The organism is Streptomyces acidicola (assembly GCF_009377235.1).
Taxonomy (GTDB): Bacteria; Actinomycetota; Actinomycetes; order Streptomycetales; family Streptomycetaceae; genus Streptomyces; species Streptomyces acidicola.
This window is the reverse complement of record NZ_VMNX01000250.1, coordinates 1-13,848: the sequence shown is the minus strand read 5'-3', so window position 1 is coordinate 13,848 and position 13,848 is coordinate 1. Positions and strand designations below refer to the sequence as shown.

Below are 13,848 nucleotides of genomic sequence, written 5' to 3'. Positions count from 1 at the left end.
CGTCCAGACCGCCGACCACTGACGGTCCCACCGACCGAACCAGGGCCCGCCGAGTAGTTCGGCGGGCCCTGGTTCGGTCGGTGGGACCGTCAGTGGTCGGCGGTCTGGACGGGGCCGCCGGGGGTGGCCTCGGTGTCCGGGCCCTTCGTGGCCTCCACCTCGCGGTAGATGTCCGGCTCGAGGTAGATGACGCGGGCGATCGGGACGGACTCGCGGACGCGGGCCTCGGCGGCGTTGATGGCGGTGGCGACCTCGGCGGCGGTGTCGTCGTGCTGGACGGCGACCTTGGCGGCGACCAGGAGCTCCTCGGGGCCGAGGTGGAGCGTGCGCATGTGAATGATGCCCGTGACGGTGTCGCCGTCGACGAGGGCCTTCTCGATCTTCGCGACCTCTTCGGCGCCCGCGGCCTCGCCGAGCAGCAGCGACTTGGTCTCCAGGGCCAGGACGACCGCGATCAGGATGAGCAGGATGCCGATCAGGAGCGTGCCGATGCCGTCCCAGACGCCGTCGCCGGTGAGCAGGGCGAGGCCCACGCCGCCCAGCGCCAGGATGAGGCCGACCAGTGCGCCGAGGTCCTCCAGGAGGACGACGGGCAGCTCGGGGGCCTTGGCGTGGCGGATGAAGTCCTTCCAGGACTTGTTGCCGCGCAGGGCGTTGGACTCCTTGATGGCGGTGCGGAAGGAGAGTGACTCCGCGATGATCGCGAAGACGAGGACGCCGACCGGCCAGTACCAGTTGTCCAGTTCGTGCGGGTGCAGGATCTTCTGGTAGCCCTCGTAGAGGGCGAACATGCCGCCGACCGAGAACAGGATGATGGAGACGAGGAAGGCGTAGATGTAGCGCTCGCGGCCGTAGCCGAACGGGTGCTGCGGGGTCGCCTCGCGCTGTGCCTTCTTGCCGCCGACGAGCAGCAGGGCCTGGTTGCCGGAGTCGGCCAGCGAGTGCACCCCCTCGGCGAGCATCGAGGACGATCCGCTGAAGGCGAACGCCACGAACTTCGATACCGCGATCGCGAGGTTGGCGCCGAGTGCCGCCACGATCGCTTTGGTGCCGCCTGACGCACTCATGTGTCCGGGATGTCCCTTCGTCTACGCTTTTGTCTATCGTCTTTGTCCGTCGCCGGCCGGGCTTTGCCCGCCTTTTGCAGTGGGCATTGTTGCAGCCCGGTCCGACGTCGGTGTGCCAGGTTTCCGTTCCGATGCCATTCAGGCGTTCGCCGACGCCTTCCGGCTGATCGTCAGGCGACCACTGTGGCGCGGAAGACCGTGCCGGCTCCGGACACCTGGGCCTTTTCGCCGGCCGGTACGAAGACGGACTCACCGGGACGGAGCGGATGTTCGCCTGCCTGTACGGAACCCGCCGTGCACAGCAGAACCTGCGGGGTCTCGCGCGTCAGGTCGTGGGCGGCTGAGCCCTCGGGGAGGACGTAGCGGGAGAGACGGAACTCGTCGATGGGGGTCTCGTAGACCTCCTCGCCGTCCGGGGACGCCTCGGGGCGCAGGACGCCCGGGTCGCCGGCCTCGAAGCGGACGATGCGCAGGAGTTCGGGGACGTCGACGTGCTTGGGGGTCAGGCCGCAGCGCAGGACGTTGTCCGAGTTGGCCATGATCTCGACGCCGAGGCCGTTCAGGTACGCGTGCGGGACGCCCGCGCCGAGGAACAGGGCCTCGCCGGGCTGGAGTCGGACGTGGTTGAGCAGCATGGCGGCGATGACGCCGGGGTCGCCCGGGTAGTGGTGGGCGAGGTCGGCGTACGGGGTGTAGGCGCCGCCGAGGCGTTCGCAGGCGGCCGCGGTCTCGTGGACCGTCCGGGCCATGTCCTCGGGGTCGGCCGACAGCACGGCCGTCAGCACCTCACGCAGGGCGGCCTCTTCGGGGTGGGCGTGCAGCAGGTCGACGTACGGCTTCAGGGAGTCGACGTCGAGGCCCGCGAGCAGGTCGGCGGCCTGCGTGGGGTCCCGGAAGCCGCACAGGCCGTCGAACTCCGTGAGGGCACAGATCAGTTCGGGCTTGTGGTTGGCGTCCTTGTAGTTACGGTGGCCGGCGTCCACGGGGATGCCGCGGCGCTCCTCGTCGTCGTACCCCTCCTGCGCCTGCTGGAGGTTGGGGTGCACCTGGAGGGAGAGGGGTGCGCCGGCGGCGAGGATCTTCAGGAGGAAGGGGAGGCGGGGGCCGAACTTGGCGACCGTTCGCTCCCCCAGCTCCCGCTCCGGGGCCCCGTCGATCACCTCGGTGAGGGGGCCGCGTGCGGTGTGTGAGGGCGCGCCGGGGTGGGCGCCCATCCACATCTCCGCCTGCGGTTCGCCGGTCGGCTCCACGCCCAGGAGGTGCGGTATGGCGGTGGTGGAGCCCCAGGCGTAGGGGCGGATGGTGTTGTTGAGGCGGTCCATGGTTCCTTTTGTCTCCGGTGCGTACGCGGCTCGGCCCCGGTGCTGGTCACGGGGTGCGAGCCCACTTCACGTCGCTGAGGCGAGCGCCAGGTAAACGGCGGCGAAATCCGTGACGGCGATCAGCTCCGCGAGGGTCTCCAGGTCGCCGCCCTGTTCGGGTTCCAGTTCGCTGATCGCGGTGTCGTGGCTGAGGGCCAGTTCGCGGGCGGCCGGGGCTGCGGTGAGGGCGCCGCCCGCGCGGTCGCGCAGCAGCACCACGCGCGCGTGGAGGGCGGCCTGCTCCTCGACGCGGTCGCGGAAGAAGTCGTCGGGGTCGGCGCCCGCGGCCAGGGCGCCGGAGAGCAGGACCGTGTGCGAGAGGAGCGCCTCCGGCAGATGGGCGGCCAGGGCGGGGCGGCCCGCGAGCTCGGCCAGCGCGGCGGCGAAACGGCGCCCCACAGGGCCTGAGGAAAGGCCCTCGGTCCAGATCAGCGGGAGGGACTCGGCGAGCTCGGCGGCGAGGGTCTTGGCGGGGTTGCTGTAGGTGGCGATGGCCGGTCCGCAGCGCTGGGCGACGTGGTCGAGGCGGTCGGCGACCTTCTCCAGGCCGTCGGGGGGTGCCGTGATCAGTCCGGTGCGGTCGAGCAGCGCGAGCATCGGGGTGAGCAGCGCCCACAGGAGGCCGGGCGCGGTGGCCGCCGGAGGTTCGTCCTGTTCGTACGGGGCGGTCGCCATGGGGACGAAGAGGCCGTAGACGCCTTCCACCGCATCGGCGATGGGGGTGTGGGCGGGGGCCACGGCGACGACCGTGCAACCGCGGCGGTAGGCCTGGTCCACGAGGAGTGAGAGGCCTGGTTCGGTGCCGTCGGCAGTGGCGACCAGAAGGAGGTCGAGGGACCCCACCCAGCCGGGGAGCTCCCAGCGGAGGGCGCCCGCGGCGGGGGCCACACCGGTCGGATGCAGCCGGGTGACGGGGCAGCCGGAGCCGGCCAGGGTGCCGAGGAGGTCGGCGACGCCCGCGGACGCGGTGCCGGGCCCCGCGATCAGGACCGCGCGGGGGCGGCCGTCGGGCTTCAGGTTGGGGATGCCGGCCTCGGTCGCGAGGCGGACGGCGGTGCGGACCCTGGCACCGGCCTCGGCGGCTCCCCGGAGCAGGCCGCGATGGTCCGCCTCCGCCAGGGCGTCGGGGGTGTCGAGCAACGATTCGTCGAGCATGGGCGGCAGCCTCCGATCGCCGGTTGCCCTTGGTTCCCTTGTCGCCGGGTTCTCTGCGGCGTACCCGCTTCCGGGCCCGGGTGTTACTCGGGGCGGCGGGCCTCGTCGACGAGGAGTACGGGGATGCCGTCCCGTACGGGGTAGGCGAGGCCGCAGTCCTGGCCCGTGCAGACCAGCTCGGTGTCCTCCTCCTTGAGGGGGGCATGGCATGCCGGGCAGGCGAGGATCTCCAGGAGGCCGGCTTCGAGCGGCATGGGCGTGTCCTTCCGAACGTGGATGCGGCCTGGTCAGCGTACCGCTGCGCGGGGCCTGGTGCCGGAGGGTGGCCGAGGGGGTACGGGGCGCCCGTTGTGGGCACCCCGCCACCCCTCGAACTCCCCCAAGTTCTCGGCTTCGGTCGAGCAGGGGGACCTCCATGACGGGCCCGGGAACTCAGCCCCTGATGATCGTCAGGGCCTCGTCCCGGACCTTCGCCACCGTCGTCTCGTCGCGGGCCTCGGCGTTCAGGCGCAGGAGGGGCTCCGTGTTGGAGGGCCGTACGTTGAACCACCAGTCCGTCGTGGAGACGGTCAGGCCGTCCAGTTCGTCGAGCTCGACGCCCTCGCGGCCCTCGTAGGCGGCCTTGAGGGCGGCGATGCGGCCCGCCTGGTCGTCCACCGTGGAGTTGATCTCGCCGGAGCCCGCGTAGCGGTCGTACTGGGCGACCAGGCCCGAGAGGGGGCCGTCCTGACCGCCCAGGGTCGCCAGGACGTGGAGGGCGGCCAGCATGCCCGTGTCGGCGTTCCAGAAGTCGGCGAAGTAGTAGTGCGCGGAGTGCTCGCCGCCGAAGATCGCGCCTGTGCGTGCCATCTCGGCCTTGATGAAGGAGTGGCCCACGCGCGTGCGTACCGGTGTGCCGCCGTTCTCCTTGACGACCTCCGGTACCGACCACGACGTGATCAGGTTGTGGATGACCGTGCCCTTGCCGCCGTGCTTGGCGAGTTCGCGGGAGGCGACGAGCGCGGTGACGGCGGACGGCGAGACCGGGTCGCCGTGCTCGTCGACGACGAAGCAGCGGTCGGCGTCGCCGTCGAAGGCGATGCCGAGGTCTGCGCCCTCCTCACGGACGCGCTTCTGGAGGTCGACGATGTTCGCCGGGTCCAGGGGGTTCGCCTCGTGGTTCGGGAAGGTGCCGTCCAGTTCGAAGTACATCGGGACGAGGTCGAGGGCCAGGCCCGCGAAGACCGTGGGCACCGTGTGCCCGCCCATGCCGTTGCCCGCGTCGACGACGACCTTCAGGGGACGGATGGCGGTCAGGTCGACGAGGGAACGGAGGTGGGCCGCGTAGTCCTCCAGCGTGTCGCGCTGCGTGATCGTCCCCGGGGTCGCGGCGGGCTCCGGCGCGCCCGACTCGCTCCACTGCTCGACCAGCTCGCGGATGTCGGACAGGCCCGTGTCCTGGCCGACCGGGGCGGCGCCCGCGCGGCACATCTTGATGCCGTTGTACTGCGCGGGGTTGTGGGAGGCCGTGAACATCGCCCCGGGCAGGTTCAGCGCGCCCGACGCGTAGTACAGCTGGTCCGTCGAGCACAGGCCGATCTCGGTGACGTCGACGCCGCGCGCCGCCGCCCCGCGCGCGAAGGCCCGTGACAGGCCGGGCGACGAGGGCCGCATGTCGTGGCCGATGACGATGGCGTCCGCGCCGGTCACCTGGACGAAGGCCGCGCCGAAGAGCTCGGCCAGCGGTTCGTCCCACTGGTCCGGGACCACTCCGCGTACGTCGTACGCCTTCACGATCGTCGACAGATCAGCAGCCACGGCCTACCCTCCTGAAGTCCTCATCGGTCACCTCAAACTACCCGCCCGAGGTGACAGTCGGCTGTGCGACGTCTGTGGATGCGTAACGACTTCGTTCCGTGTTCTTCCACGGGTCACCCAAGCGCTTCTCCCGGGCAAGTGGACGTCCCGCACATCGCTCACGGGAGCATCCAGTCCAGTACGGGCGTGCTCTGCCCCACCACGATGAGACACATCACCAGGAGCAGTCCGAGGCTCCACGGCAGCACCTTGCGCAGCAGGTCGCCCTCGCGGCCCGCGAGCCCGACCGCCGCGCAGGCGATGGTCAGGTTCTGCGGCGAGATCATCTTGCCGAGCACACCGCCGGAGCTGTTGGCGGCGGCGAGCAGTTCGGGCGAGAGCCCCGACTCCCGTGCCGCGCTCACCTGGAGGGCGCCGAAGAGGGCGTTGGCCGAGGTGTCCGATCCGGAGACCGCGACGCCGAACCAGCCGAGGACCGGTGACAGGAAGGCGAGTCCGGCGCCGGCCGCCGCCACGAAGTGGCCGATCGTGGCGGCCTGTCCGGAGAGGTTCATGACGTACGCGAGGCCGAGCACGGAGGTCACCGTGAGGATCGCGAACCGCAGTTCGTATACGGTCGCCACCCACTCCTTGACCGCCACGCGCGCGTGGACCCCCAGTACGGCAGCCGTGCACACTCCGGCCAGGAGCACGAGGGTGCCTCCGGTCGACACGATGGGCCAGGTGAAGATGTTGCCGCCGACCGGGTCCCCGTCCGGGTTCGCGACGTCGAGGAACGGCCAGTCGAAGGTACGGGTCGCCCCGGCCAGCCAGTCCTTCACGACAGGGATCTGGGCGATGGAGAAGATGGCGACGATGAGCGCGTACGGCGCGTAGGCGCGCACGACCTCGCGCCGCGGGTCCTCCTCGTCCAGGTCCTCGCTGCGGGCGCCGGTCAGAACGGCCGCCCGTACGGGTTCGGCGGCGGGCCTGCGCGCCTGGGGTACGGCGACCAGGGCGGCCGCGCCCAGCAGGGCCGCCCCGATGTCGGCGAGTTGCGCGGAGACGTAGTTGGACGCGACGAACTGACCGACGGCGAAGGCGGTTCCGCACACCACGGCGGGTATCCAGGTCTCGCGCAGCCCGCGCCGTCCGTCGACCAGGCCGACCAGCACCAGGGGCACCACGAGGGCCAGCAGCGGCGTCTGACGGCCCACCACGGACGCCACGGTGTCCAGGGGCAGTTCGGTGACCTGGGCGAGAGTGACGACGGGCGTGCCCATGGCGCCGAACGCGACCGGCGCGGTGTTCGCGACCAGCGCGACCACGGCGGCCCGCACCGGTTCGAAGCCGAGCGCCACGAGCATCACCGCGCAGATGGCGACCGGCGCGCCGAAGCCCGCGAGGGCTTCCAGGAGCGCGCCGAAGCAGAAAGCCACGACGAGCGCCTGGATGCGCGGGTCGTCGGAGAGCCGCCCGAACGACCGGCGCAGGATGTCGAAGTGCTGGGTGTGGACGGTCATCCGGTACACCCAGAGGGCGTTGACGACGATCCACATGATCGGGAACAGACCGAAGGCGGCGCCCTGTGCGGCGCCGGAGAGTGTCTGGCCGAACGGCATGCCGTACGCGAGCCACGCCACGAGCGCGGCCGCCGCGAGGCCGATCAGGCCCGCATGGTGGGCCTTCATCCGTACGCCGCCGAGCAGGACTAGGACGAGGACGAGCGGCAGGGTCGCGATGAGTGCGGACAGGCCGAGCGAGTCGGCCACGGGTTCCAGTTCCTGGACGTACACGGGCGCCTCCCCGGATTCCGCGATGCGGAAAGCGATGTCTCACCGGTACCCGGAATGGTCGTGTCCGTGACAAGCAGACGTCAATGCGCATGCACCGCTCGGTCAAATCCACACTCGGGAAGCACAACTACGGAACAACGAAACAGGCGTCGGGCGAAGGGAGTTCAGAAGATCCCGCTCGTGGGGAACCCGGCTGCCCAAGAGCCCGGAGCGTGGAGAATCCCGGCCTCCGGAAGCATCGGGGAGAGGAGGGTCCGGCCTCCCGGAAGCGTCCGGGAGCGGAGGGCCCGTCAGTTGTCCGGAGACCTCAGCACCCGCAGGTGACCCCGGCGGGCGACCTCCATCGGGTCCGCCGCGCGACCGCTGCCGCCGGCCTCCGCGGCACGCTGCTGCGGCCTGGCGGCCTCGCGCACGGCGTTGGCCAGCGCTTCCAGATCGTCACCGCTGGGCCGGGCCGGAGCGGAGCCGTCGAGGAGACGGACGACCTCCCAGCCGCGGGGGGCGGTGAGGCGCTCGGAGTGCTCGGCGCACAGGTCGTAGCAGTGGGGCTCGGCGTAGGTGGCGAGCGGGCCGAGGACCGCGGTCGAGTCGGCATAGACGTACGTCAGCGTCGCGACGGCAGGCCGGCCGCAAGCGGTGCGCGAACAGCGACGTACAGGGCTCACGACGTTGGACGGTACCGCACTCTTGAGCGGGCTGCGACGACTCTCCACCAGGTCACTCCACCGTGTCGCGTTGTGAAACGCCCCACACGCCCCACTGGACACCCCATTCTGACCTGGGCGGAGACGCGCGTCCAGAATGCCGAACAACTCGCAAACCGATCACAAGTCGCCCCAAACTCTGTCAATTGCCATGAGGTTGGCGGTCCTGGAGGGATGCGGAATCGAGCCCAACCTTGGCTGGAATGGTCATCTGCCGACATGCCGTACGGCGTCCACAAGGGCTCGACGCGTTCCCTGCCGGGCCCCGCGTGGGCGTCGGGCACCCGCCCCGGCCGCGGACTACGCTTCGTAGGTGATGGACAACCCCGTACCGCCCCGTGCCGCCGCACCCGGGCCCCGCCGCCGTGACCGGCACGGCAGGGGCATGCGTGGCCCCGTCGCGCCGCCCCAGGTGCCTCTCGCGGCGAGCCGCGCCGAGGTGTTCGCGGACCTCGTGCAGGACTCCGTGGAGCGCCTCGAACGGCGCTGGCCGCAGCTCGCCGACATCGACTTCCTGGTTCTCCAGGTGCCACGCCTCGACGGACCGCGCGGGGCCGCCTGGAGCGACGAGGCGGTGCCGCTGGGGGGAACGGTCCCCGCCCGGGAGGGTCGGCCCGCGTGTGTCGTCGTCTACCGGCGGCCCGTCGAGATCCGCACCAAGGGGCGGGAGGAGCGGGCCGCGCTGGTTCACGAGGTCGTGGTGGAGCAGGTGGCTGAGCTGCTGGGGCTCACGCCGGAGACGGTGGATCCCCGGTACGGGGAGGACTGAGGGCGGCTGCGGGGGCTCGCCGGGAGGCGAGTCACTCCCTCCCTCGCCTCTGCCCTTCCCGTCCCTGAGGGCTGTGCCCCCTTGCCGCTGCTCCCTCTGCTCCCTCTCTACCTCTGCAGTACCGACAAATCCTGTTCCGCGTCCGGGACCGCCACTGTGCCCCGGTCGTCCGGGAGGGGCTGGATCGTGAAGCCGGTGACGCCGTTGACGGTGGTTTCGAGCATGCGGGAGGCGTAGACGGAACCGCCGGACACGGGCTCGACCGTCAGTGCGTACGTGCCCTTGAGGCCACTGGGGACGGGCACGGCCACGTTCTGGGTCGTGCCCGACTTGATCGTGTACGTCTTGGTCGTCGCCGTGCCGCCCTCGCTGCCCGGCGATGCCGTGACCTTGACCTCCGCGGTGCGGCCCGGCGCGGTGAGCGCGAGGGTGACGCCCTTGGAGCGGTTGTCGGCGACACTCGCGCGCGCACCCACCGCCCGGCTCCCCGGGATGAACGCCGTCTCCTGCTTGGTGCCCTTGCCGCGAACCACCCGCGCGGCGGCCACCACGGGCACCGCATCGTCCGTCGGCGTCAGCACCAGGGACCCCGCCTCACCCCGTGTGACGTCGCCGAGGTCCACGGCCGCGGTCATGCCGGCCTTCACGTGCAGCTCGTTGCCGACGGGGGTGATCAGCCCCGAGGGGGTCGCGAGCCGGACCTTCAGGTCGGCGTCCTGCTCACCGGGCGCGAAGGCGACCAGGCGCACGGACGTCGCGTCCTTCGGGATGCCGGGGATCACCACGCTCCCCGCGGGATCGGCCGAGGGGGCGAGCCAGTCGCCGCCCGCCTTGGCGTCCAGCGCCTGGACGGCCGCGGCGACCCGGCCGCTGCGCACACTCACGTGCACGGTCAGGTCGTTCTCCGGCGCTTCGGTGAGCGTGGACAGCAGCACCGGCTCGCTGGAGCGCGGCTTGACCGTGATGCCCTCCCCCACGGTCGTCTTGAGGGCGCCGTCCTTGCCGTACAGCTCGATGTCGACGACGGCGGCGGAGTCGTCCGGGTTCGTCAGGTGGACGTAGTCGACGCGGTCGGCTCCGGTGCTGGCGCCCGGGAACCAGAACTCGGTGTCCGGAGCGGTGCAGTTGGTGCCGAGCAGACCGCGTCCGTTGCCCGCGGCGACCTCGGTGGTCCCCTGGACGGTCCAGCCCGGCGCGTACTTCCCCTCGGCGAGACCGATCAGCGCGGGCGCCTCGGCTCCGTCGGTGCTGCCGGTGACGGGCTTGCCGGGGTCCTGCGGTTCCAGGACGGGCTTCGTGGCCTTGCCGGTCTGCTTCTTGCCGCCGCCACCGCCGTCCGCCGGCTCCTCGTCCGCCGAGTCCTCGCCCGCCGCGGCGAGTTCGGCCTTCCCCTTGGCGCCGGTCCCCTTCGTGACGGGCGTGAAGGACGTGTACGCGGTCTCCGCGACGTCCGACGTGCTCGGCTGGGGGCAGAGAAGGCTCGTGCGCTCCACGGGCAGTTGGGCCGCCGCCCTGGCCGTGTCGTCGCCCGAGGCGTCGGGCGCGGTGAGCGCGGCGAAGCCGGTGACGGCGGCGAGCGCGGTCGCCCCGGCGATCAGGGACAGGGTCGTGCGGTTCACTGCTGGCTCCCGTCGGGGCGCTCACGGTCGGGGCGTTGCGACGGGTCGTACGTCGCGTCGTAGCCCTGGGGGTACCTCTGGTCGTACGACGCGGTCGTGCCCCCGTAGGCGTACGGGTCGTACTGGCCGCCCTGGTGGGCATCCGCCTGGTACGGGTCCGCCTGGTACGTCTGGTCGTACGTGCCCGCCGGGTACTGCTGGGCGCCCTGGTACGGGTCGTGCCCGTAGGTGCCCTGGTCGGTGCCCGCGTACCCCTGGGTGTCCCAAGTGCCGTAGGACTGCTGCTGCGGGACGGCTGCCGGGGCCTCCTCCGGAGGAGGAGGCATGGCGGCGGTCTGGTCGGTGCCGGCCCCGCTCTCGGCCTCGGCTTCGGCCTGGGCCCGCAGACGGCGGGCGCGGCGGCCGTCGCCGGTGATGTCTTGCGCGGGGACGACGGGCTCCTCGGGGAGGTCGTCGTCGACGTCGCGGCGGCGGCCCGGCAGGGCGAGGACCACGAGGACGACGGCGAGCGCGCCCTGTGCCCACAGCCAGCCGGTGTGGCTCATGGGGGCCTCGTAGGTGACGTCCAGCGTCCCACCGTTCGGAGGGAGTTCGAAGCCCTGGGCCCAGCCGTCGACGGTGGTGCCGGTGAGCGGCCTGCCGTCCAGGGTGGCGGTCCAGCCCTCGCCCGCCGTGTCGGCGAGGCGCAGGACACGGCCCGATCCACCGTCGGGGACGGTGGTGTGGATCTCGACGGGGCCGGCCGCGACGGGCTGCGGCTCGCCGGAGCCGGAGACGATGGTGGCGCGGGCTACCTGCCGGTCCACCCGCCACAGGGCGCTGCCGTCCTGCTGGCTGAGCCGGGTGAGGCCGGGCGTGGCGTCCAGGACGCGGCTGACCTCACGGGGCGCGCCCTTGCGGACGAGGACGTAGCGCACGGCGAATCCGCCGAGTTCGTCGGCCTGGTCGGCGCCGGAGCCCGCCACGAGGTTGGCGACGACCTTGTCGAGCAGCTTGTTCTCGCCGCCGGCCGCCGTGAGTTCGGCGTCGCCCATGCGCGCGCCGGAGCCGCGGACGAGGCTGTAGCCGACCTTGGCGCCGGAGTCGCTGTCGACGACCAGGGTGCGGGCCTGGTCGCGGGTGCCGCTCTCCTCGGCGACGAACGCGGGCACCTGCACCGGGTCGCGCCGCTCCAGGGGTCCGTCGGCGCCGCGGATCATCCACCCGGCGGCGCTCAGCAGAGGGCCGGCCGCCGCGGCGAACGCGATGAGCGCGGCCACCGGCTGGCGCCAGCCGAAGCTCTGTTCGGCCACGCGCGAGCGTGCCCCGTCGGCACCGAGCACGGCGGCGGCCAGCAGCGCGATGCCGTACACGAGGGTCGCGGGTCCGGCCCAGGTGGAGCCGTTCGAGAGGACCGCGAAGACGAGGGCCACGAGGGCGGCCGACCAGGCGGTCCAGATGGACAACTGCCGCTCGGAGCGCAGCAGGGCGGCCAGGGCGGCCAGCACGACGCCGCTGAGCATCAGTCCGCTGACCGTGCCGGGCCCGCCGGGGCCGGCACCGAGGAGCTCGGTGGCGGAGGCCGAGCTCGCCCCGTACTTCAGACCGGCCTCCCTGAAGAAGCCGAACGGCAGCAGCGTCAGCGACCAGGGGGCGAGGACCAGCAGCGGAGTGCCGAGCTGGACGAGGAAGCGCACCCCGTGGGCGGTGATGGCGCCGCGGCGCAGCACGAGGAGCCCGAGGCCGAGGACCAGGGCGATGGGCCACACGATGGGCGTGAACGCGGTGGTGACGGTCAGCAGCAGCGCGTACGCCCAGGTGGCGCGCCAACTGCCGGGTGCGCCCGTGGCGTTCGCGAGGCCGGCGGCCGCGACGCCCGCGCGGGCGATGAGCGGCAGCAGGACCGCGAGGACGGCGGTGCCGATGCGGCCGCCCGCGAGCGCGCCGGTGGTGGCGGGCAGGAAGGCGTACGCGACGGCTGCCCACGCGCGCAGCAGCCGGGACTGGACGAGGGGCCGTGAGGCGAAGTACGCGGTGAACCCGGCGAGCGGCACGGAGGCGACGAGCAGCACGGTGACCGCGAGCCCGGTGGAGCCCAGCAGCAGCGAGGCGAGCATCGCGACGAGCGCGAGGTAGGGCGGCGCGGACTGCGTGTCGCCCGGCCCCACCGGATGCCAGCCGTCGAGGTAGCGCGCCCACAGCTCGCCGGCGTCGGCGGGCGCGGGCAGCAGTGCGCCGCCCGCGAGCGCGCCACCGCCGAGCAGTTCACGGCAGGCGATGAGCGAGACGAACAGCAGGACGGCGAAGAGCACGGGCCCGGGCTTGCGGGCGACGCGCTTGAGCCGGGCGAACTGCTCGACCTCCAGGAAGTCGCCGTCGTCGCCGCCGGGTCCGGACTCGACCGCGCCACCATGCCGGCCGGCGGAGGAGGACTCGGGGTCGGAGCGGCCCGTCAGGTTGCCGGCGACCTGTTCGACGGTGGCCCGGACGGTCGCGCCGGGTGGCGGGAACAGGGCCCGCAGCTCGCCCTTGTCGAGCTGCGGGCGGCCGCGCCTGCGGCGGCCCGCGATGATCCGCTCCGGGCGCAGCAGCGTGCCCAGAAGACCCCGGATCTCGTCAACGGCCTGTCCGGGGACCTTGCCGACGAGGTAGGCGAGGGTGCGCAGCAGGGTGCCGAGCACGATCCGGACCAGCACCCACGGCAGTTGTGCCGTACGCGTGTTGACGAGCAGGGTGTAGACGGCGCCGGCCTTGTCGACCATGTGCGGGGAGGCGGCACTACGGCCCACGCAGTCGACGGTGCGGCGCTCACGGGAGGCCGCCTCGGCGTGTCGTACGACCGCTTCGGGGGCGACGAGGACACGGTGTCCGGCTTCGGTGGCGCGCCAGCACAGGTCGACGTCGTCACGCATCAGGGGCAGTCGCCGGTCGAAGCCGCCGAGTTGTTCGAAGATGTCGCGGCGGATGAGCATGCCGGCGGTGGAGACGGCGAGGGCGGGCTTGACGTGGTCGTGCTGGCCCTGGTCCTGCTCGCGCCGGTCCAGGCCGGTCCAGCGGCGGCCGGAGTTGGCGATGGTGACGCCGACCTCGAGGAGCTGACGGCGGTCGTACCAGCCGCGGAGCTTGGGGCCGACGACGGCGATGTCGTCCCGGCCCAGCTCGCGCTCGTTCTCGACGACCCTCAGCAGCTGGGCGAGCGCTTCCGGTTCGGGGGCGCAGTCGTCGTGCAGCAGCCACAGCCACTGCACCGGCTCCCCGTGGGGGAGCTCGGGCATGTCGTACGCCTCGTCGCGCCAGGTGCGGGTGACCGGGTCCCAGCCGCTGGGGCGCTTGAGGTACGGCAGGTCGTCCGGGGTGAGCTCACCGGCGGTGCGGTTGACCTCGTCGACGGCCTGGCCGAAACCGGTGCGCCGGGCGAGATGGAGGACGCGGTCGGCACCGAGGGCGTCGGTGAGCAACTGGGCGGAGTCGTCCGCGCTGCCGGTGTCGGCCGCCATGACGTTCTGTACGGGGCGCTCCTGGCCGAGCACCCCGGCGAGCGCGTCGGGCAGCCAGCGGGCGCCGTCGTGGGCGACGAGCACCGCGGTCACCACGTGTCGCGGAAACTCGGGTGGGCGGGTGG

10 protein-coding genes are annotated in these 13,848 nt (G+C 72.4%); 1 reads left to right on the top strand and 9 read right to left on the bottom strand.

The window, feature by feature from the left end; all coding sequences use genetic code 11:
• Positions 1–89 precede the first annotated feature (89 nt).
• From FPZ41_RS38755 to FPZ41_RS38725, 7 genes are all read right to left on the bottom strand, one after another.
• A complete protein-coding gene (locus tag FPZ41_RS38755) occupies positions 90–1,067 on the bottom strand; it encodes a cation diffusion facilitator family transporter (protein ID WP_152868519.1) in 978 nt (325 codons plus the stop codon).
• Positions 1,068–1,237: 170 nt separating this feature from the next.
• Positions 1,238–2,389, bottom strand: coding sequence for a mannose-6-phosphate isomerase, class I (gene manA, locus FPZ41_RS38750; RefSeq protein WP_152868517.1), 1,152 nt, complete (start codon positions 2,387–2,389; stop codon positions 1,238–1,240).
• 66 nt (positions 2,390–2,455) lie between these two features.
• Positions 2,456–3,583, bottom strand: a complete 1,128-nt coding sequence (locus tag FPZ41_RS38745) for an SIS domain-containing protein (RefSeq protein WP_152868515.1) — start codon at positions 3,581–3,583, stop codon at positions 2,456–2,458.
• 83 nt (positions 3,584–3,666) lie between these two features.
• On the bottom strand, positions 3,667–3,837 hold the full coding sequence (locus FPZ41_RS38740; RefSeq protein WP_134042677.1) for a Trm112 family protein: 171 nt from the start codon (positions 3,835–3,837) through the stop codon (positions 3,667–3,669).
• Positions 3,838–4,015: 178 nt separating this feature from the next.
• Complete coding sequence (locus tag FPZ41_RS38735) at positions 4,016–5,380, bottom strand: phosphomannomutase/phosphoglucomutase (RefSeq protein WP_322621281.1); 1,365 nt, start codon at positions 5,378–5,380, stop codon at positions 4,016–4,018.
• A gap of 158 nt (positions 5,381–5,538) precedes the next feature.
• Positions 5,539–7,155, bottom strand: coding sequence for an L-lactate permease (locus FPZ41_RS38730; protein WP_322621280.1), 1,617 nt, complete (start codon positions 7,153–7,155; stop codon positions 5,539–5,541).
• A gap of 290 nt (positions 7,156–7,445) precedes the next feature.
• The gene (locus FPZ41_RS38725; protein WP_131559284.1) at positions 7,446–7,868 is read right to left on the bottom strand and encodes a DUF3499 domain-containing protein; all 423 of its coding nucleotides are present in this window, start codon (positions 7,866–7,868) and stop codon (positions 7,446–7,448) included.
• Positions 7,869–8,175: 307 nt separating this feature from the next.
• Between FPZ41_RS38725 and FPZ41_RS38720 the strand changes: the two genes are divergently transcribed.
• Positions 8,176–8,628, top strand: coding sequence for a metallopeptidase family protein (locus FPZ41_RS38720; protein WP_152868524.1), 453 nt, complete (start codon positions 8,176–8,178; stop codon positions 8,626–8,628).
• Positions 8,629–8,735: 107 nt separating this feature from the next.
• Here the strand turns inward: FPZ41_RS38720 and FPZ41_RS38715 are convergent, their stop codons facing one another.
• Together FPZ41_RS38715 and FPZ41_RS38710 are read right to left on the bottom strand one after the other, a co-directional pair.
• Positions 8,736–10,247, bottom strand: coding sequence for a DUF5719 family protein (locus FPZ41_RS38715; protein ID WP_322621279.1), 1,512 nt, complete (start codon positions 10,245–10,247; stop codon positions 8,736–8,738).
• Positions 10,244–13,819 (bottom strand): glycosyltransferase family 2 protein, encoded by a 3,576-nt coding sequence (locus tag FPZ41_RS38710; RefSeq protein ID WP_322621278.1) that lies wholly within the window; start codon positions 13,817–13,819, stop codon positions 10,244–10,246. Before FPZ41_RS38710 ends, FPZ41_RS38715 begins: the two co-directional genes overlap by 4 nt.
• Positions 13,820–13,848 lie beyond the last annotated feature (29 nt).

Coding starts and splice junctions, on each gene's coding strand:
- FPZ41_RS38755 (WP_152868519.1), bottom strand. CDS start 1,067: ATGAGTGCGTCAGGCGGCACCAAAGCGATCGTGGCGGCACTCGGCGCC.
- manA (WP_152868517.1), bottom strand. CDS start 2,389: ATGGACCGCCTCAACAACACCATCCGCCCCTACGCCTGGGGCTCCACC.
- FPZ41_RS38745 (WP_152868515.1), bottom strand. CDS start 3,583: ATGCTCGACGAATCGTTGCTCGACACCCCCGACGCCCTGGCGGAGGCG.
- FPZ41_RS38740 (WP_134042677.1), bottom strand. CDS start 3,837: ATGCCGCTCGAAGCCGGCCTCCTGGAGATCCTCGCCTGCCCGGCATGC.
- FPZ41_RS38720 (WP_152868524.1), top strand. CDS start 8,176: ATGGACAACCCCGTACCGCCCCGTGCCGCCGCACCCGGGCCCCGCCGC.